Origin of the sequence: Zavarzinia aquatilis (assembly GCF_003173035.1) — a bacterium.
GTDB lineage: Bacteria > Pseudomonadota > Alphaproteobacteria > Zavarziniales > Zavarziniaceae > Zavarzinia > Zavarzinia aquatilis.
The window spans coordinates 139,739-159,247 of the sequence record NZ_QGLE01000002.1 but is presented as its reverse complement, the minus strand read 5'-3'; the positions used below and the strand labels follow the sequence as shown (position 1 = coordinate 159,247).

The 19,509-nt window shown below is 70.0% G+C and carries 17 protein-coding genes; all 17 read right to left on the bottom strand.

The genetic code is table 11. The features are described from left to right. Positions 1 to 2 precede the first annotated feature (2 nt). The 17 genes from DKG74_RS04245 to DKG74_RS04165 all read right to left on the bottom strand — a co-directional run bounded on the left by DKG74_RS04245 (position 3) and on the right by DKG74_RS04165 (position 19,421). Positions 3 to 3,152 carry an LPD3 domain-containing protein gene (locus DKG74_RS04245; protein WP_109902981.1) on the bottom strand — a complete coding sequence of 1,050 codons (3,150 nt, stop codon included), beginning with the start codon at positions 3,150 to 3,152 and terminating at the stop codon, positions 3 to 5. Then, entirely contained in the window at positions 3,149 to 5,788 is a 2,640-nt protein-coding gene (locus DKG74_RS04240; RefSeq protein ID WP_109902979.1) for a phage tail tip lysozyme, read from the bottom strand. The genes DKG74_RS04245 and DKG74_RS04240 overlap by 4 nt, the downstream gene beginning before the upstream one ends. Next, entirely contained in the window at positions 5,788 to 6,324 is a 537-nt protein-coding gene (locus DKG74_RS04235; RefSeq protein WP_109902977.1) for a virion core protein, T7 gp14 family, read from the bottom strand. The genes DKG74_RS04240 and DKG74_RS04235 overlap by 1 nt, the downstream gene beginning before the upstream one ends. Beyond that, a complete protein-coding gene (locus DKG74_RS04230; protein ID WP_109902975.1) occupies positions 6,324 to 6,761 on the bottom strand; it encodes a hypothetical protein in 438 nt (145 codons plus the stop codon). Before DKG74_RS04230 ends, DKG74_RS04235 begins: the two co-directional genes overlap by 1 nt. 4 nt (positions 6,762 to 6,765) lie before the next feature. Then, the gene (locus tag DKG74_RS04225) at positions 6,766 to 9,006 is read right to left on the bottom strand and encodes a phage nozzle protein (RefSeq protein WP_109902973.1); all 2,241 of its coding nucleotides are present in this window, start codon (positions 9,004 to 9,006) and stop codon (positions 6,766 to 6,768) included. Continuing rightward, entirely contained in the window at positions 9,003 to 9,617 is a 615-nt protein-coding gene (locus DKG74_RS04220; RefSeq protein ID WP_109902971.1) for a phage connector family protein, read from the bottom strand. Before DKG74_RS04220 ends, DKG74_RS04225 begins: the two co-directional genes overlap by 4 nt. A gap of 21 nt (positions 9,618 to 9,638) precedes the next feature. Further along, on the bottom strand, positions 9,639 to 9,836 hold the full coding sequence (locus DKG74_RS04215; RefSeq protein ID WP_109902969.1) for a hypothetical protein: 198 nt from the start codon (positions 9,834 to 9,836) through the stop codon (positions 9,639 to 9,641). After that, positions 9,836 to 10,258 (bottom strand): hypothetical protein, encoded by a 423-nt coding sequence (locus DKG74_RS04210; protein WP_109902967.1) that lies wholly within the window; start codon positions 10,256 to 10,258, stop codon positions 9,836 to 9,838. Before DKG74_RS04210 ends, DKG74_RS04215 begins: the two co-directional genes overlap by 1 nt. 11 nt (positions 10,259 to 10,269) lie before the next feature. Next, positions 10,270 to 11,172 carry a phage capsid protein gene (locus DKG74_RS04205; protein ID WP_109902965.1) on the bottom strand — a complete coding sequence of 301 codons (903 nt, stop codon included), beginning with the start codon at positions 11,170 to 11,172 and terminating at the stop codon, positions 10,270 to 10,272. Positions 11,173 to 11,400: 228 nt separating this feature from the next. Next, complete coding sequence (locus DKG74_RS04200) at positions 11,401 to 11,901, bottom strand: hypothetical protein (protein ID WP_109902963.1); 501 nt, start codon at positions 11,899 to 11,901, stop codon at positions 11,401 to 11,403. A gap of 2 nt (positions 11,902 to 11,903) precedes the next feature. Continuing rightward, entirely contained in the window at positions 11,904 to 12,800 is an 897-nt protein-coding gene (locus DKG74_RS04195) for a hypothetical protein (RefSeq protein WP_109902961.1), read from the bottom strand. Beyond that, positions 12,793 to 13,098: a Bbp19 family protein gene (locus DKG74_RS04190; RefSeq protein ID WP_109902959.1), complete on the bottom strand. Its 306-nt coding sequence runs from the start codon at positions 13,096 to 13,098 to the stop codon at positions 12,793 to 12,795. Before DKG74_RS04190 ends, DKG74_RS04195 begins: the two co-directional genes overlap by 8 nt. Continuing rightward, positions 13,098 to 14,732, bottom strand: coding sequence for a portal protein (locus tag DKG74_RS04185; RefSeq protein ID WP_109902957.1), 1,635 nt, complete (start codon positions 14,730 to 14,732; stop codon positions 13,098 to 13,100). The genes DKG74_RS04190 and DKG74_RS04185 overlap by 1 nt, the downstream gene beginning before the upstream one ends. Position 14,733: 1 nt before the next feature. Further along, a complete protein-coding gene (locus DKG74_RS04180; RefSeq protein ID WP_109902955.1) occupies positions 14,734 to 14,961 on the bottom strand; it encodes a hypothetical protein in 228 nt (75 codons plus the stop codon). Between the two features lie 10 nt (positions 14,962 to 14,971). Further along, positions 14,972 to 16,429, bottom strand: coding sequence for a hypothetical protein (locus DKG74_RS04175; protein WP_109902953.1), 1,458 nt, complete (start codon positions 16,427 to 16,429; stop codon positions 14,972 to 14,974). A gap of 221 nt (positions 16,430 to 16,650) precedes the next feature. Continuing rightward, positions 16,651 to 17,229: a hypothetical protein gene (locus tag DKG74_RS04170; protein WP_109902951.1), complete on the bottom strand. Its 579-nt coding sequence runs from the start codon at positions 17,227 to 17,229 to the stop codon at positions 16,651 to 16,653. Between the two features lie 407 nt (positions 17,230 to 17,636). Then, positions 17,637 to 19,421, bottom strand: a complete 1,785-nt coding sequence (locus DKG74_RS04165) for a hypothetical protein (RefSeq protein WP_109902949.1) — start codon at positions 19,419 to 19,421, stop codon at positions 17,637 to 17,639. Positions 19,422 to 19,509: the final 88 nt, after the last annotated feature.

Genomic DNA, 19,509 nt, shown 5'->3' with positions numbered 1-19,509 from the left:
GGTCAGACCTTTCCGCAGGCGATGGCGGCTTCGAGGGCGTCGGCGCTGGCGCCGGCCTGATCGAAGGCCCGGTCGGCCTCGTCCAGCAGGGCGCGCTGTTCTTCGGTCAGCCGGCCCTCGGCGCGCAGGTTCTCGATCTCGATTTCTTCGGGATAGGCGCCCGAGGCGGGATCGACGCCGAGGTCGGCGGCGAGGTCGGTCAGGGCTTCGGGCTTGCCCGTGGTGGCCGCGGCCGCGGCGGCGCCGGCATCGGGCGGCGGCGGCGGCGGCGCGGCGTAGGAGACGTCGCGGGCAGGGGCGAGGTCGGACAGGCGGTCGGGCAGGACGGGCACGGCGTCGTCGAAGTTGACACCGGCCAGAAGATTTTCCAAACTGACAGAGGAGGTCGGTGACGGGCCGAGACGGGCAGCGCCTTCCGCGGATGGCGCCCCCCCCTCAGTAGTGACGGCACCGACCTCTACGATCTCCGTCAGCCGGTGATCGTAGAACCGCCTGCCGGCGGTCGTATCCTTGATCGTCAGCAGAACACGGTACAGACGTCCGTCGAGTTGCAGCGGCGCGTAGAGCCGATGCACAGCCAGAATGTTTCTATCTTTCTTACGGTCGGCCCGGGTTTCGATCAAGATGGCGCGATCGAGCAGTTCGGGCAAAGCGCGCACAGCCTCCTGCTCGACCGCGGGCCTGATGGCGTCTTCCTTGTGCCTGTCCGAAACGAGTTTCGACGCAGCCTTGTAGCCGACCGTAATGTCGCTCCAGCCCATTTCTGCATTGCTCAAGTTTCGATGCCGCAAGTTGGCGTCGATCCAGTCCTTTGCCTGCTGCCGACGCTGTTGCGATGTCAGGTCGCCCCATTCCGGCGCCAGGCGCACCGGCTCGATCGGGGCATGGGCGGCGATTTCTTCCGGCGTGATGCGCCAGCCGGCTTCGCCCTTGGCGGGGCGGGGCGGCGGGGCCTCGGCCGTGTCGCTTTCGTCCGCGCGGGCGGGGCCACCATAGAGCTTTTCACGCGCGGTTTCGAGCACGCGCAGGGGCTGGGCCGCTTCGCCGAACAGGCCGGGGCCGGGCTGGGTCTTTTCCGCTTCGCCGACATAGAAAGCCAACGCCTCGGCCAGACGGTCCCGGCCGACCGGGCGGATGAAGCTATCGTCCCGGAACATCAGGCGAAGGAAAGCCCGGGTCACCGGGTCGAGGTCGCCGCCGAACATGTCGCGCTGCTGCGCCAGTTCGGCGACGTTGCGGCCTTCCGCGCGGGCGCGGCGCACCAGGCGGACGGCATCGACCAGCCGGGGGGTGACATCCATCGCGGCGTCGATCTGGCCGGTGGCGGCAAGGGCGCGCATCCGCGCCCATTCGGGCGCGACGTCGAGCAGGGCGCCCGCTATGGCGCGAAGGTTATGGTCCGTCGCCTCGGTGAAAAGGGCGAGGAGGTCCGGGGCGCCGTAGGCGCGGGCGATCAGCAGATTTTCGATCCGCGTCAACCCCTCGCGCGAGAGATTGCCTTTGGCGTCGAGCAGGGCGCCGCGTTCCGTCTCGGGGATCGTGTCCATCACGGCGCGGACGAAGGCCCGGTTGGCGCCGAGGGTGAGGGCGCCGCCCTCGTGCAGGTTCAGGGCCGTGTCCGGCAGGTTGCGGGCATCGGCCAGCGCCTGTTCCGTCGCCGACATGGCGGCGGTCGCCCGCGTGTTGGCGTCGCGGGCGAAGGCGGCGCGGCCGGCCTCGTCGAGGGGGGAGGTGCGCAGGCGGACGAGGACCGGCGCTTCCATGCCGTCGACCGGATAGCCCCGCCCGGCCAGCGCCTGGCGGTAGGCCTGCGCCCGCTCGCCGCCCTCGGCCAGGACGCGGCGGAGCGCGATCACCCGGCCGTTGCCGCTTTCGACGACGCCGTCGGCGCCGACGATGGGGGCGCCCTGATCGGCCTGGGGCTGTTCCATCAGCAATTCCGGCCGCAGGTCGCGGGCGATGCCCTCGACCTGCAGGCGGGAGGCATCGCGGCCCCGGTCGCGCGGCTGGATCGCCGCGGGATAGCGGGGGTTCACCTGCAGGTCGTCGCCATGGGAGGCGATCAGGTCGCGCGCCTCGACGAGGGCGTAGCGGACGGGCACGTCGCGGCCGGACGGGGTGATGGCGACATCGTCGCGGATCGCGCGGGCGGCGATGGGCGGCAGGCTGGGCGCGGGCGGCTCCGGCTTCAGGGTCAGGTCGCCAGCGGCGCGGCCGGCCTCGCCGATCGCGGCCTGGGCATGGGGCGACAGGGCGACGTCGCGGCCTGTCGCGAGCGCGCCCACGGCCTCGTTCAGCGGGGCGTGGACGGCGGCGGGCCGCCGCGCCGCGAGTTCGAGGGCGGCGGCGCGGGAGCCGGCCAGGCCTTCGATACCGCCGAAGACGCCGCCGATGACGGCGGCGCCGCCGAGTTCGGCCAGCATGGCGTTGAAGGAGACATCGTCGCCCAGGGCGCCCCGGGCCTGACGGCTGGCGAAGCCGAAGGCGGCCGTGTTGGCGACGGCATCGAGGGAGGCGACGAGGCCGGTGCCGATCACCCGGCCGGCGACGGCATTGCCCAGGATCGCGGTCGCCTTCGCCGCGGCGGCGGCCTTGGCGGCGGGGCCGAAGAAGGGGACATAGTTCACCGGGTCCAGCGCCTGACCGGCGATGGAGGCGATGGTCTGCACCGCGAAGGTCGGCGTCCGGTCGGCGAGGGTGCGGCGGAAATTGTCGCGGTCCCACTGTTCGGCCAGGGCCGCCGCCCGGGCCGGGTTCATGCGGCTGTCCCAGCGGATCGCCTCGCGATACCAGGGCGAGGCTTTCCAGGCGTCCTCGGTCAGGGGCTGGGCGGCCGCGCGCCGGGCCTCGTAGGCCGCGCGTTCGTCCGGTTGCAGGCGGTAAGGCCCCCAGCCGCCGGCCTCGCGCGTCATGCCGGGATCGAGGGGGGCGCTGTCGCCGACATCGGTCACCGCCGGCGGCGCGCCGGCCGGCAATTCCCCTTCGCGGACGATGGTGCCGAGGCCGAAGGACGACCGAAACCCGTCGGCCAGACTGGCGCCGATGGCACCGCCGGTCGAATAGTGCTGCGTCAGGGCACCCTGCCAGAAGTCGGCGGGCGTCATGGCGTCGATCCGCGAGCCGAGGGGGACGAGGGGGGTATAGCCGGTCATGGCGCCGGCACCAGCGCGGGCAGGGCGCCGCCGATCGCCGCGTCCGTGTTCGCCAGCCCGGCATCGGAGGCCTTCACGGCCTCGTCGACCGAGAAGATGATCGGGCCGCCGGGGCCGGACAGGACGAGGCCGGAGGCGGGATCGACCAGACCGAAGCCGGCGCCGACGTTGCGCCACTGGCCATCCTCGACCAGCTGATCCAGCCAGCGTTCGGACGAGCGGCGGAGATGGTCGGCATCGCCCGGGTTGGCCGCGTCCGGCGGCGTCACCGCCGCCCCGGCGCGCTTGCGGGCTTCGGCGCGCAGCAGTTCGAGACCGTCGGTCACCCTTCCGTCGAAGGCGCGCTGCGCCCGGCTGTCGGGCCGGCCGTAGCCGTCCAGCTGATCGGGCAGGGCGATGACGCCGGCATCGCCATTGTCGACCGCGTGGATGGGACCATAGAGGTCGCGGGCGGCGGCGCGCACGGCCTTGGTCAGGTCCTCCCCGTCCGCGAGGCGGAGGCGGACGGCGGCGCGCAGCACGTCGCCGTCGGTGGCGGCGCGGGCAGCGCCATCGCCCGAGGTGCCGAGGGCATAGACGGCATCGCCGATCTGGCCTTCGGCCATGATCTCGTCCTGAATGGTCTCGGCGATATCCTTGTCGCTGCTGGCGGGCCGGCCCGGCAGGTCGCCCGGCTTCACCGTGATGGCGCGGACGAGGCGGCGGGCGGCGGCATCGTCGCCCCGGCCGAGGGCGTCGGCGACGCGGGCGCTGCCCGGGGGCAGGCCTGCCGCTTCGAGCTGGGGGAAGGCCCGGGGCCAGTGTTCGCCGAAATCACGGGCGCCGCCGGCCAGCACGCCATAGAGGGCCTGGGCCTTGCCCTCCGGCGGGGCGGTCTCCACCGGCGCGACGATCTGGCGGGCCTCGTCGGCGGTCAGCAGGCGGGTGGGGACGCCGTATTTCTGCGCCACGGTTTCGGCGGCGACGACGCGGGTGCGCAGCGCGGCCGGGTCGGCCGCATCGAGGGGGGGCACCCGCACGAGGCCGACGCGGGCGGCCCAGGACAGGGGATCGGCCTTCAGCTCCGACCGCATGGTGTTCAGCAGGCCTTCGGCGAGGTCGAGTTTCTGCGCGGCCGCGGGGGAGACTTCGCCCGAAGCGCCGATGCCGGACCGCGCCTGATTGACGAAGCCCTGCAGCTCGGCCGGCGACCAGGTGCGGGCCACGGTCTGGAAGGCCAGCAGGTCTTCGGCCGTGGCGAGTTTGGTCAGGGTCGCGGCGTCGCCCGCCGCCGTCGCTTGATCCCGCAGGGTGGCGAGGTCGGCGCGGGACGGCTGCCAGCCCTGTTTCATCATCCGCTCGAATTCCGTCGCCTGCGCGGCGTAGAGGCTGCGAGCCTCGCGCATGGCGGTTTCGCGGCGGCTGGCCTCGGCGCGGAAGGTGGCGATGGCCTGTTGCTGCTTGTCCCAGGGCAGGGCGTCGAAGCCGGGCAAGGCGGCGGGGTTGCGCACGGCGTGCGCGGCATCGACCCCGGCGAGGGTGAGCGCATAGCCGAGACCTTCGCCCCAGCCGGCGCCCTTGGTCGGGTCGGCGGCAGTCCAGCCGGCCGGGCGTTCGTAATCCATCATGATGCGCGCGGCATCCTCGACCGTGGCCGCCGCCTTCAGCCGGTCGCCGATCGCCTTCTCGCCGGTCTGCATCTCGAACAGCGCGAAACGGGCCTGGGTCTCGATGCTGCGAGGATCGAGGCCCCGTTCGGCGGCATAGGCAGCCAGGGCCGACTTGCGCCCCTCGCCGGGTTGCGGGTCGCGCCAGCCGCCGATACCGAGGCCCGTGCCGCCGTCATGCACGGCGTTCGGATCGAAGCCGCTTTCCTGACCGAAGCGGCCGGCGACCGCGGCGGCGGCGGCGGGCGAATAGCCGGCATCGGTGAAGATCTTCATGACCGTCGCCGCCGGCGCCTGCCAGGCGGGGGGCAGGGGCAGGGGCGCGCCCGAGGCGCCGGCGGCGCCCAGGGCGGCGGCGGGGTCGCGCAGGCCGGCGGTGACGGCGGCGGCGAAGGAGACTTCGTCGCGCGCCCGATCGGCCAGGCGCTGGCGCTGGTCGGGCGGCAGGTCGAGGCCGGTCAGGGCGCCGGTCAGGTCGCGCAGCACGGCGTCGTACTGGCCCGGGTCCGCGCCCACCGTGCGGCTGGCGGCGTCGATCTGGTCGCCGAAGACGGCCGCGCGATTGCGCTGGCGCTCGCCCACCTCGAAGGTGAGGGCGGAGCCGTAGAGGCCGCCGCGCAGATCGGCCATCCGCGCTTCCAGATAGCGGGCGGCTCGGCCGCTGGGCGCGGCCTTCACGCGGTCCGCCAGATCGGCGTCGAAATCGGCGATCAGCCCGCCGGTGTAACCGGGGGCGCCGGGGGCGACCTTGCCCTGCCGGTCGAGGGCTTCGCGCGTCCAGCGCTCGCGCGCGGCGGCGACCTCGCTGGTCGCCCACAGGACCTCGTCCTGTTCGGTCGCCTTATCGACCGCATCGCCCAGCTGGCCGAGGGCCTGACCGACGCCGGCGAGGGCACGGGCCGGGGCGGCGGCGGCGCCCGGGTCGATCTGCGGCACGCGGCCGGCGCCGGTCAGGGCGACGCGGGGCTGATAGGTGTTGATCGTGGCCATCACATCACCTTGGGCAGGCTGGAATAGGCGCCGGCTACGGTGCCGAAGTCCTTGGCGCCCTTGGCGATGCCACCCGCGCTGCCAAGACCGGGCATTCCGGCGAAGGATGAGGCGCCGGACAGCAGGGCGGCGCCGGCGCCGATGTAGCCGGCGCGGCGGGCCTGGCGGCCTTGCCAGCGGGTGATGGAGCCCTGATTGCGCAGGTCGTTGGCCTCGACCTGACCGCGATAGCGCAGGGTCAGGGCGTCCAGCTCGGCATTGGTCGCGCTCTCCGTCATGACGTCGAGGACGGAGCCGGACGGGGCCAGCCCGCTTTCGGCGAAGGCGGCGCGCTGGCGGCCGAGTTCCTGCGCCTGCTGGCGGCGCAGGCGGTCTTCCTCGGCATTGGTGGCGGCGAGGGTGCGGGTGGCGGCCGCGTCCATCTGGCCGGCGTTCCAGTTGGCGGCCGAGGCGGCGGCATTGCCCTGCTGGATGGACGAGACCGCCTGCAGGCCGGCGGAACCGGCCAGCAGGGCCGAGGCGGTGAACGGGTCCATCAGACACCCCCCCGCGTGAGGGCGTAGAGGTCGACATCGCCGCCGGTCGGGGTGTAGCGGCGGAGCCGCGCTTCGTGGATGAAGCCGAACAGGCTCACCCAGCGATGGCCGGCGGCGTGATCGGGCGCGACATGGGCCTCGATCCGGCGCCAGTCGTGACTGTCCAGCCAGCGGGCGGCGCGCAGCGACAGGGCGACCATGCCGGAAGGGCCGATCCGGTCCGAGAGCATGGCCCAGACGACGGCGCGGCCCGGCCATTGCCAGGCCAGCCCCATGCAGCCGCGCAGTTGCCGGTCGGCGGCGAGCGAAACCGCCGGGCCGGCCTCGGCCAGCGCGGCGGCGTAATCGCCCGCGATCAGGGCGCGCGCCTCGGCCTGGGCCGGTTGCAGATCGACCAGGGCGAGGTGGGAGGGGATGAAGGGCACGATCTCGATCACGCGATCACCCGTTGGTCGTGATGTCGATGACGGCACCGACGAGGGTGCAGGGCTGAACGCCATCGGCGACCAGGGTGAAGCGGGCGCCCGCCCCCCATGGGCCGTCGAAATCCAGCTCGTAATCGCCGGTGAACAGGCCCGCGGCGGCACCCATGATGTCGGCCGGCTCGCGGAACCACGCCTGATCGAGGTGGGCGGTGTCGGGGCCGACCTTGAGGCCGCCTGTGTTGACGAGGCGGAGTGAAACCTTGGCGATGCGTTGGGTCAGGGTCTGGGCGGTGCCGGCGCCGCCGCCGACGTCGAGGGTCATGGGTTCGATCACGGCGGGGGCGGGCAGGCCGGCGAGGATGGTGCGCCCGGGGGTGACCAGCGCGATGGCACCGGCGGTCACCACGGCGTCGGGATGGCTCGCGCCATCGACCGCGACCTGCACCGTCTCGCCCTCAAGGTGATCGAGCCCGGTGACCGAGGTTACATCGACGTCGGAGCGCAGCATCAGGCCGGCGTCGACGTGCCACCATTCGTCCCGCGCCGCCGTCGCATCCCGCGTCGGCGTCAGATATTCGATATGGCGCACGGTCTCGCCGTCGATCTCGCGCGCGACGGACAGCCACAGTTCGTCGGCGTCGCCTTGCGGCGCGGGGATGACACCGATGGCCTCGACCTTTCCCCGCATGGGGTGGCGCGACCAGGCATAGACCTGCTGGTCGGCATCGAAGGTGAAGGCGATCAGCTGGCCATCAACCCGCACGCCCCACAGCAGGGCATGGGGCTGGTCGGCCCAGGCAAGGCCGATCACGCCGGAGGCCGTGATGTGCTCTGCCACCCAGGTCTGATCCGGGGCAGTGAAGCCGTCCGCCTCGACCGAATAGGCGGCGGCGCGCAGCTTGCGCCCGGCGCGCGCGATGAAGAGGGAGGTGGCGCCGACCAGCGGCGGCACAATGCCCCGGCTGCCGTAGGCGGTGACGGGGGCCGCCTTGGCGTTCTCCGGCCCGAAGGGTTCGGAGGAAGTCTGTTCCGACAACAGGAATTCGCCGCCCGCGGTGCCGATCAACAGACCGGCGCCGGTCGGGGCCAGCCACTGGCAGCGGTTGTTGCGCTGCGACTGGATTTGCAGGGCGACAGCCATTTCGGCGGTCAGCACGCCGTAATCCTTGGACGCGAAATTCTGATAGTCCGCCGCGACCGAGCAGTCGACGCGGCTGCCCCGGGCGAAGACGAGGCGGTTACGAAAGAAGGCGATCTGCTCGGGCCAGCCCTCGACATCGGAATAGGCGGCGTGCGCCCAGCGCCAGGTGGCGTTGCCGGCGCCGACCACGCCCGGCGGCAGATCCCAGTCGCCGGTCACGGTCGCCGTGGCGGAGGTGCCGGAGGCAACGGCGGTGATCTCGACGAAGCCATAGGGGCAGCCGATGAATTCCCATTCGGCGCCGTTGTCCTGATCGTCGCCCGTGATGTTGTGACCGTCCCAGACGCGCCCGTAGGTATGCACCGGCTTGACCGTGCCGGTGACCTCGGCTGCCCCCGAGACATCCTCGACCGCCGTGCAGCGATAGATCTTGCCATCGCTGCGGCGCAGATCGTCGACGGCGATCACCTGTCCCGGTTCCCACGGCAGCAGGCCGCCGCCGTCCTTCATCTCGATGAAGAACAGCGCGCCGACATGGCCGGGCAGGAAGATGTCGGCGCTGGCGGTGAGGGTGATGCTGCCCGAAGCGGCGGAGGCATAGACCGTTACGGCCTTGTCGTCGTTCAAATCCTTGAAGGGGCCGTTCCGGGTCTTCAGGCGTTCCAGCGTCCAGTTCGTCGCGCCGAGGCGCGACAGTTTCTGTTGGGGCACGCCGGCACAAGCCCAGTACATGACATCGCGCGACTGCACATGACGCAGGCGGCAGGCGCCGTCGCCATCCGTCGACAGCGGCAAGGTCCAGGGCGTCACGAGTTCCAGCGGCGCCGCGCCGTCGAGCAGGGTTCCATGGTTCAGATGGATGCGCAGGTAGCTGTCGCCGGCCTCGAGCATATAGGCCTGATCGACCGAATACTCGAAGGGCACCAGCCAGCATTTACCCTTCGCCTTGCGGACGAAACCCGTGCCGGGGCGGCGGGTGACCGCGCCCTGAACGAGGGGAATGAAATTCTCCAAGCGCCGGCACAGGGTCGGATATTTGGCGAAATCGGTGCGCGCCCCCATGAGGGGCGAGGCTTCGCCGCCATTGAAGGCGGTCAGGATCGGCCGGGTTCTCATGCCATCACCCGGGACATCAACCAGGGACCATCGGGCGGATAGGCCGGGTGCTTCTGGATCGCGTCGATGCGGGCGGCGTCGCGGCGGGCCAGCTTGTAATCCTGGTGGAGGCTTTCGCGCTTGTCGGTCGACGAGGTCAGGGCCTCGCAGATTTCGAGGGCGATGGCGATCGCCAGCACCTCGTCGAACAGCGGGTGAAACAGGGTCGGGTCTTCGATCCGGCGGATATAGCGCAGGGGCAGGGGTGCCGGCAGATCGGTCAGGAGGTCGCGGCCCTCGATCGACCAGGTGGCGGGATCGCCCTGCCGATACTCCGGCCCGACGGCGAGATAGCCCACATCGTCGAGGCCGATCTGGACGAGGGAGAGGTAGTCGATCGGCAGGCGGAAGGCGCGGGCGAAGCCGAAGGCCGGCGCCTCCGCCAGGGCCGGCAACATGGCCCGGCCGAGGGAGAAGCACCAGCGCGCCCGCTGAAGTTCCGCGTTGCGGCAGCGGGCGTAGGCGCCCCGGATCAGGCGCCCGGCCTTCGAGGCCTCTTCCCAGGCCGTGAGGTGGGGGTTGCCCAGCTTGACCAGGGCGGCATTGGCAATGTCGATATCGGTCAGCGCCATGCCGCCCTCGCGCGCCTGCGGTCAGGTTTCCGGCGGGGGCCAGTCGGCCCCGACCAGATAGTTGCGCAGGTCCTGCAGGGCGACGATGACCTGCTGCTTGTCCGTCACCTTGGTGTCGTCCAGGGTCAGCACGATGGCGGTCGACGGCGCCGCGACATCCGAGACCGCCACGGTGCGGAATTCCTTGCCGACGTCGAGGCCGAGGTAGATCGCCGCCATCAGGCGTTGCCCACCAGGAAGGTAATCGCCAGCGTGCCGGCGCCCGGCAGCGCGGCGGCGCCGACGGTGGCCAGCAGCTCGCCATCGACCGTCTGGCGCACGCCGACCGCGGCGGCCTTGCCGAACAGGGTGGGTGTGTCGACGGCGGTGAAGACAGCGGCGGCGCGGAACTTGGCCGCGGTCGCCGCGTCGCCGATGGCCAGCGTCGACGTGCCGAGCGAGACGCTGGACGTGATGATGCCGCCCAAGAAGGCGTCGCCCGGCGGCAGCCGGCCGAGCACGATGGTATCGCCGGAAGCCTGACCGGCCAGGGTAACGATGGCGGTATGGGCGCGCACCTTGCCGCCGGCGAGGGTGCCGGACGGCAGGCCGGGCGGGATCGCGCCCCATTCGGACAGGTTGTTGGCGTAGGTCTTGGCCATGGCGGGTCTCCTTACGGCTCGACGCAGGTGATGGCGCCGACCTTACCTTCCTCGCAGCGCGAGCCGCCCAGGACCATGTCGGTGTAGAGCTGGGTGGCGTATTTCAGGTCCGGGCGCTGGTCGATCTTGGTCTGGACTTCCTGCCAGGCGTTCAGATGCACGCCGCTGGGCACCCAGAACGGGCACTTGCGGTCATTGCCGGACAGGGTCCAGGTATCGCCGTCCGGCAGGGCCGAGAGTTCGCAATGGACGAACTGGAAGCCCATGAACTGGCTGATCTGGCCATCCACCAGCACCGGCCGTTCGTTGTAATCCTTGGAGTTGATCTGGGGATCGGCCAGCAGGTTGTCGTGCTGTTCGGCCGTGACGACGAGAATGGGTTTCTCGTTGATGTTCACGAAGTTCTTCAGCAAGAGTTTTTTCGCCGCGCGCAGCTTCGCGACATTGAGGCCGGAGGCCGTGCCGCCGACATCCTTGCCGACCACATTGCCGGCCGGGAAAGGCACGGTGGTGGCACCGTTCTTGCCGGTGCGGGCGACGTCGAACACGGCGCGGATGATCTCGCCGTCGATCTGCCGGCCCATTTCGAGGGAGGCCGCTTCGAGATAGCCGGACTGCGGGTCGGTGATCTGGAACAGCTTGTCGCGCTTGTCGATCAGCGTGCCCCAGTCGAAGGTATTGGGATACACCCAGCGCGCCGTGCCCGGCACATTCATGTTCGGGGTGGCGGAGAGACGCGGCGCGTTCTTCTCGGCGGGATCGGCCTTGCCGATCTGGTTGATGTACTGCGCCCCTTCGCCCATCTGGTTGCCGGGCTGGACATAGGCCCGCAGCAGGGAGCCGCGCTGCTGCAACAGCAATTCGAGCGCGGTGTTGAAGGTGGGCGCGAGGTGGGCGGGAATGATATCGCTCATGGGCAATCCCCTTGCGAAACAACGATTGGATTGTCTCGAAGGGGTTGCCTGCCGGGTTACACCCGCCATGAAGGCGGATGTGCCACAGACCCGTTCTAGGGTTTAACGTCGACCGTCGACGGGGGTCTTACCCACCTGTAGCGGACCCGCGTGAGGTTTCCCGCTGCAACGCCGGCCACGATGAGTCTGGCCGGCGCTGCTGTCAAATCGTCAAAGGTCAGGGCAAAACTATTGTTTGACCCTTGCTTTTTTTATTTCCTCATCATAGATGGCGACCTTATACGTCGCTGCCGGTAGCGACAATTCTATGATGTGAAGGCAATCAAGGGGGCGACGATCAATTCCGAATTCGAAGGAGCTGGCGAATTGCCGCGTAAAGATATCGAGAAACGCCCGCATGAATGCTTCCTGGCCGCTTTGAGTTCGCTCGTATCGGGCCTGCCGCTCATACACATCCTGCATAGCGGCGATCTGGTCCATCACGGACGCCATCCGTTCGTGCATGATGTATTCCAGCGCGCGCCTGGCTGCCTGTTGGATCGCCACGTTCTTGTTGGGCATGCCATATTCCGCAAGCCATTTGTCGATGCTTTGCTTTGCTGCTGCGGCGTAACCACTTGAGTACGAACTCCAGCAGGCGGCGCGCACATCGGCGGCTGCCTCCTCGCGCTTGTGCCGGTCGCGCAGGATCTGTTCCCTGGCCCAGCGGACGGCGGCGGGATCGCTCATGGTCACGCCCCTCCCGCCGCCAGTTTCTGCAGCGTTTCCATCTTCGCGACCGCTTCCTTGTGGGCGGGGCCGGTGCCGAACAGATAGGCGTCCATGAACGCCTTGTCGCCCTTCAGGGTCTCGATCTCGGCTTTCGCGGCCGCGGCGCCGCCGCCGAAGCCGCCGGGCTGGGGCGCGCCGCCTTCGAGGGTGCCGACGCCCATGGCGGCGCCGATCCGGTTGAACATTTTGATCAGGCCGCCGGCGCCCAGCGCGGTCTCTACCTTGTGGATCAGTTCGGCATCCTGATCCGACGCGAACAGCCGAAAGGCACGGCTGCCGAGCTCGACATTCGTGTCATAGTGCGCGCCCCATTCCTTTTGCAGATCGGCCACTTCCTTCAGCCCCTGCGTCTTGCGCGCCTCGTCGGCGGCGCGGGCCTGGGCTGCCTGCATCTCGTTCCAGGCGGTGGCGAGGGTGTTCGCCTGCCCCTGGGTGAGGCCGGCCTTGTGCAGGATGGGCGCCATGGTCGCCGCGAATTCGCCGTTGTCGCCTTCCGGCACCGGCAGCTTGTAGTCGGCCGGGGTCACGGGGCGACCAAGGCGGTTCCACACCGCGTCCCAGGCGGCCGGCTCGTCCGTCGGCTTCGGGATCGCGATCTTATCGGCGCCGACCAGGGCTTCGAGGCTGGCGTAAGAATGCAGCACGTCGTCGGGGCCGGACCATTTCTTGAGGGCCACAAGGTCCTTGTGGGTCTCGCTGTACCAGGGGGTGGCAGGGGTGGTGCCGGCGGGCGGCGTCGCGGGCGTGGCGCCGGCGGGCGGGGTGGCCGACGGGGTGGCGGGGGGCTGGCCGGCGAGGAGGGTGGCGCCGGCGCCGGGGGCGGGCGGGGTGGCGGGGGTCTGGACGGGGTCAGCCATTGTAGGTTCCTTCCTGTTCGGTCAGTTGGGCGAGGGCGGTTTCGTCGAGTTGCAGGAACTGCTGGATGCGCAGCCAGACTTCCCGCCGGCCTTCGGCGAGGGCCATGGCGACGGGATCGAGGGTACCGGTGACGGGCGAGACGCGGGCGGTGGTACGGGTATCGTGGCAGAAGCGGCGGAGGTCGGCCAATACCTCCGCCCCGGCGAGATTGGGGCCGCCGCCCCTGCCGCCAAGGAAGGCATCCTTGTAGGCACGGGCGCGGCGGCGGTTGCGGGTGATCAGGGGGATATCGACCATCAGAAGGGCGCCTGTCCGGCCTGGGCCTGCATTTGAGCGACGTCGCGGGCGACGCCGGAGGCGACGGGGGCGGCGCGCAGCAGGGCTTCGGCCTGGGCCTGTTGCGCCCGGCCTTCCTTGAGCGCGGCGATGGCCTCGGGGGTGCGCAGGATGCGCTGGGGTGCGCCGTTGACCGAAGCCAGTGCCCGCACCGCCTGTTCGGGATCGAAGGCGTCCATCACCGTGGGGTCCATCTGCGCCCAGGGCGTGACGGCTTCGAGCGTGCGCATGATGGCGACGCCTTCCTCCGCCCGCGCCAGGCGGGACAGGGGGCTGTCGTAAATGACCGAGAGGGCGCCGCCGGCGTGCGCCAGCTCGTCGGGCATGGGCGGCAACAGGCCGGCGGCATCGAGGATATCCAGCTCCCGGGCGATCATAGGGCCGAGCAGTTCGGACTGCTGCCGCCCGATGTTGGGGGCGAGCAGGGCGCCCTTCTCCTGCGCGCGGATCAGGGCCTCCGTCGCCGTCATGCGGGGCGTCTCGATCAGGATCTGGAACAGGGTGACCAGGAAGGCGTCGGCGATCACCCGGCGGCGCTGTTCGATCATGTCCAGCCCGATGTCGATCCGTGCGCCGGTGTTCAGCGCGTGGACGAGGGGGCGCCCCATGTCGTCGACGCCGCCATAGTTGAGGGCGCCCGGGCGCATCGAGAAGGCGGAGAGGATGCCGTCTTCCGGCAAAAGCAAGGGCGGATCGGTGGCGATGTTCGCCCCCCGGATCACGGCCTTGGACATCTCGTTGACCATCTTGATGTCGGGCAGGACGGTCATCGCCGGGCCGCGGCCGTATTTCTCGCGCGACGCAGTCATGTAGCGCGAAGGGCAGAAGGGTCTTGTGCGAAAGCCGCGTTCGCGCACGATCGACTTGCCTTCGACCGCGACGGTGTAGGAGCCGAAGGCCATGCCCCGGAAATCAGCCCGGCGCGGGTCGAAGTCTTCACGCGGCGCAACGCGCTGGATGAAGTCCCACTTCCGGTCGGGTTCCTTGTCGACATATTTCGCGATCGCCTCGGGCAGGGCGTCGCCATAGGCCTGCGCAGCCTGGCGGGTCGTATACCGGAACCTGTAGTGCGTCGTGTCTGGCCGGCCGGCTGCGTCCTCGTCGATCCACAGGCTGGACAGGGGGATGGCCATGTAGCGGGTGCCGTGTCCGATATCATCGTCGATGAACAGGCAGCCCGTGCCGAAGGCGCCCAGCGACAGGAAAGTCTCGTGGGCCTGCGACGAGAAATTGGCACGCGGCGCGTAGCGCGCGGCATACAGGCGGCGGTTGACATGCTCGCACCAGGCCATGACCCCGGCGTTTTCCGCCAGTGCCTCGTCGGCCGGGCGCAGCGTGTGCCACAGGCTTTGCCGGGGGATCAGCAGGCTCTCCATCGCGGCGGCGAAGCGGTCGAGGGACAGGGGCGCCGTGGCGTCGAACTGGTACTCGGTCCGTTGCTCGCCCGGGTTCCGCGCCTGGCCCTGAAACAGGCTCTCCCGCGGCAGGACATAGCGAGCGACCTCGCCCCAGTGCCGCTCCCAGGTGCCGCGCTCGCTCTCGTAGTGCTGCTGGCGGCGCAGGATCTCCGCCGCGCGGCTGTCGACCGTCGCCATGTCACGCCCTCCCGCTGGCGGCGCCGGCCTGACCGAGCAGGATCGCCTTGCCGATGCTGGCGGCCGGCGTGGTCACGCCCTGCGCGCCGGCCAGCGTGGTGGCGCCGGCACCGCGCCGCCGCCGCACGCGGTCGGCCTGATCCGCCGCGGCGGCGGCATCGTCGATCGTCGGCGCCGGCGGCGGGGCCGTTACCTTCGGGGTCTTAGGCGTCGAAAACAGGGCACCCATGGCGGCTCTCCTACCAGTCGTAAGCGGATGACGTGCCGGCGGCGATGCCCCCGGCCTGCGCACGTCGTGCGCTGTCGCGCCGGGCCTTCCGCCCGGTGACCTCGGCATATTCCCCGCCGCCGAGGAGGGCGTATTGCAACCCGTCCATGACGTGGGAAAACTCGTTCTTTTCCGGCTTGTCCTCGAAGCGGTCCTGCCCGGTCAGCTGGACGCGGCGGAAGCGATAGCCCGTATTGAAGCCCTTGCGCAGCACGCGGCAGCGGGGGGAGAGAAGCAGGCCGGGCTTGCCGTCGATCAGGCGCGACAGGGGACGGTTCACGGCATCGAGGCGCAGCACCAGGTCGTTCGAAGGCGCCGGGCGGAACTTCAGTTGGGTGACCGCGCGCATCACCTCGACCCAGCTCTTCTCGTCGGTCGACGCGCGGGCGGCGGCGGCGGGGTCGCACCAGGGGGCGATCTTCGCCAGGCCGCGATAGCGTTCGGCCAGCAGGCGGTTCAGGGCTTCGCCGAAGCGGATGGCGCCCATGTCGGCCGCCACCAGCTCGTCGAGGATCAGCCACTGACCGAGCGGCGTTTGCTGCGCCAGCACGGCGCCGGGGGTAAGCCCTGCGTCGGCGCCGATCACCAGGGGCCAGTCGGGGTTCGGCTCGATCTCGGTCGCGGTGACATGCACCGTGTCGCGGAACTCGGCGAAGACGGGCTTGCCGTCGCGGCTATAGCCGAATTCGTTTTCGATGAAGCGCCGCACGAACCATTCGGGCTGGCCCTTGGCCTGTTCGGTGTAATAGCCTTCCGGCAGGTTCGCGATGTTCTCGGCCCGGGGCGACCAGCCGGAGGGCTGGCGGAAGAAGGCTTCGTTCTCGGTCGGCTTGCCGTCGACCGTGCGCTTCTCGACGAAACGGCGATAGGTCCAGTTGTCGACGTCCGGCGCGTTGAAGTCGCACCACACACCGCGCCAGCTGGGGCCGCCGTGGATCTTCGACGGGTAGCGGCCCGCGCGGGAGCCGAGGAAGGTCACGACATCCTCGAGCAGGCGGTCAGCCTCGTTCACATAGGCGCCGGTTCCTTCCCAGCCGCGCATCACGTCCTCGATGCGGTCGTCGCCCAGCGCGATGAATTCCACCACGCAGTCGACCGTCGTGCGGTCCGGCATCTGGAACTTGAGCCGGTGCACCGCCGGCGGGCCGGCGAAGAACTCGCCCAGGTCCTTCGGCACCCAGGTCAGCCAGGACGGCAGGGTGGTGCCCTGAAGGTTGCGGTAGGTGTCGCGGACGACTGCCCACTTCGTGTAGCGCACCCCGTCGATCGGACTGGGCGCCTGCGTCGCTGCCGCCATGAAGATTTTCATCAGGCTCGTCGACGTCTTCGCCGAGCCGACAGGCCCCATGATGCCCGAGAGGCGCGACCGGTCGAGCATGAAGGCCTGGGCGATCGGCCCGGGCGGCTGGAAGGCGCGGAAGTCAAGCATCGCAACCTCCAACCGCCCGCGCCCGACCTTCAACCCCCGCCCTTGACGCAGACCTGGAATTTCGCGGCGACCTTTTGGAAACCCTGGAAGCCTCGCGCGAGGCCCGGGGGGAAACGGGCAGGCGGCGCTTGGGGGTCCCCCCGGGGGGTGTCGGCCGGGCGGCGGCGGTCGCGGCGGGGATCGACGGGGCCATCGGCAGGGCCGGCCCGACTGATCCGCAATCAGTCGGTCGCATCGTCCAACCCCTTGGCATCGCTGGCATTTTCGTCGTCCGTCAAACTCGATCCGTTCAACTCGACCTCGCGCGAAACGCTAAGTGCTTGATTTTGTTGGGCTTCGGCGATCATGCCGAACAGGCCTCCGGCCGGCCCGGCCGATGCCCCGGCGAAGGCGCCGATGGCCAGCAGCGGCAAGCCCTTGTTGTCGATCTGGATCGCCTGCGGGAGCCGCTGATGCAGGTAGGGCGCCAGAATGTCCATGGCCCGCAGCTGCAGCTGGAACGCTTCCAGCGGCTTGCAGCCCAGCTCTTTCGCCAGCTCGCCGACCGGGCGGCTGAACACCTCGGCAAGGCCGACCAGCGGCGAGCGATAGCGGCCCAGGATGAAGTTCACCCAGTCCTCGGTGCGCTTGTTCTTGGCGCCTTTCGGCCGCCCGCCGCGCCCGCCGCCAGCCGGCGCCGGCGGCGCGTCCGGCGCGACCTCGGCCGCCAGCAGCGGCAGCTGCGCCGCCGGCTGGAACGGCTCGTCGCCCTCACCGAGCATGTCGGCCACCACCGCTTCGATCCCGCTGGGTTTCGACATGGTATTTGCCCCCTATTTAACCGGCCGCGCCGAGCGTAACGGTGCCACGGCCGAGCGTTACGGCGACCGTTACACCTGTCGGTTTCTTAACCCATTGGAATATATATCTATTTAGACATGGATATGGGTATGTAACGCGCGTAACGCATGTAACACACACCTGTCGCGTATGTGCGCGCCTGCACATGCGCATGTGCGAAGCGCCATATTGCGTTACAAGCGTTACGGAACGGGAATTCGCCATATATTTCAATGGCTTGAATGCGTAACGGCGCCCGTAACGCCCCCCGCACCCACCGTTACGAGCGTTACGCCCGCCCGCCCCCATCGCGACTGCTCGACTGAAAATGGTTGCAGGCGGGCGCAGGCGCAAGAGGGCGGCGCCGGGTTGAGGGGTATGAGCGGGTTCAGAGGGGAACATGGACGTCCTCCGATCTGCGCGGGGAAGCGCCATCGCCCATGCCGTCACCATCGAGCGAGCGCAGCTCGGTGTCCGGCGGTCTTCCACACGGCCAGATGGCTGTAAGGGGAATGAGGGTCACCCGTACCGGCACGCCGCCGATGCGCTGTGGCCCCTCGGGGACGATGGCGCCGGGGGTGCGACGCAGGGCCTGCACCCAGACGCCCTGGGTGCCGCTGCGCGCGGCCCAATGAGTGCCGGCGAAGATCTGGTCGATCGTGTCGCCCTTGTTGGCCACGGCCAGATAGAGCTGACTTTGCTTTCGTCCACCCTCCGGCTGCTCGACCTCCTGCGCGATGATGCGGAGGCCATAGGCGGCCAAAACCCGCTCGGCCTCCTTGCCGGAGCCCATCAGTTCCGCCTCCTTGCCCAGGCGGCTCGGCCATGCGGCATTGGCGATCCAGGTGCCGACCGATTGCTTGATGCCGACGCGGTACACGTCGGCGACATATGACGTGATCCGGCCGAGGCAGTTTTCGTGATCGCGATCCGCACCATCGCGCTCCGCGAGGGTCGCTGTGCGCAGGCGATAGCCCCATTCGGCCAGGTAATCGCTGTCCGGCAGATCGTCATGCAGCAGCAGGTCGGCGACGGCCAGCAGCGTGCCGAAGACGTCGGCGCCGCGCCCCCCGTGCCCATTGGCCGCCATCGCCTGCCGGAACAACTCGAGGGTCTGGGCAAAGCGCGGCCATTGATCGACGAGGCGGCGGCGCAAGCCCCGGCCGATTTCGCCCATCACCCGCTCGGTGATCGGCGGCGGCGTGCTGCCGGTCAGCGGGTCCAGCTCGAGAATTGCCATGCGGCTGCGATCCTGCGGCAGCAAGGGCGGCAGCAGGATCGAGGAAAACAGGAAGCAGCTGCGGGCGATGAATTTGGACGAGGTATGTTCCGCGCCACCACGCAGGATCATGCCGCCGCTGGCCGCCAAGCGCGCCAGCTTCACGACGGCGTCGACCTTGCGATTGTCGGCCTCGGCCTCGATCTCGTCTATTGCGACCGGCAAGGTCGCGTGCCCCAGCTCCTGCCAGATGCCGGCCGCGCTGGCGTCGGCGACCGAGACGAGGCCGGCACTGCCGCCCAGCAACCATGCGATCAATCGCTGCAGCGTGGACTTGCCGGTGGAGGCGTCGCCGGTGATCCAGGCGACGGGGCGCCAGGGCAACACGCCGCCGATCATGCCGCAGCCGATCCAGCCCAGCAGCAGCCAGGGATCGACGTCGGGACGCTTCCACTCCCAGGTCTTCAGCGCCCGCATCACGGCTTCGGCCGGCCCGTCGAAGCCCGACGGCGGGGGCACGCCTTCGGCCGGGCGCGGCACGGGCGCCGCGGTCGAATAGACGTAAGGCCCGATCATGCTGGGCCGATGCCACAGCCCGTTGACGAGGATCGCATCCCCGCAATGCAGCAGCAGTTCGCCGTCCGGCCCCAGCCAGGCGCCGCGCCCGCGCAGGCAGGACAACGGATCCCATACGCCGCGCGCCGCCGCCGCCGGCATCAGCGTTTCCGCCGCCAGTTCGGGCCGCCAGCCGACGATATCGCCATCCTTGTTCTTGCGGGGCCAGGCCTCGTAGAGGAATTGCGTGTGAACGCCGAACAGGGACAGGATCTTCAACCGCCCGTGCTCGCTGGACTTCACGTCGCGCAACTGGCCGCAGGCGTCGAGGTAATAGGCCGTGTCGCCAAGGACACCGAGGGGTGTGACCGGGCCGATCTTGCCGCGATCGTCCAGCACGTCCTCGTCCGGTCCCGCCGGGGGCGGTTCATCCGCCGGGGGTGGCACGGGCCTCGGCGCAGGGCGCGGGACGGGTGCCGCCGCGTCG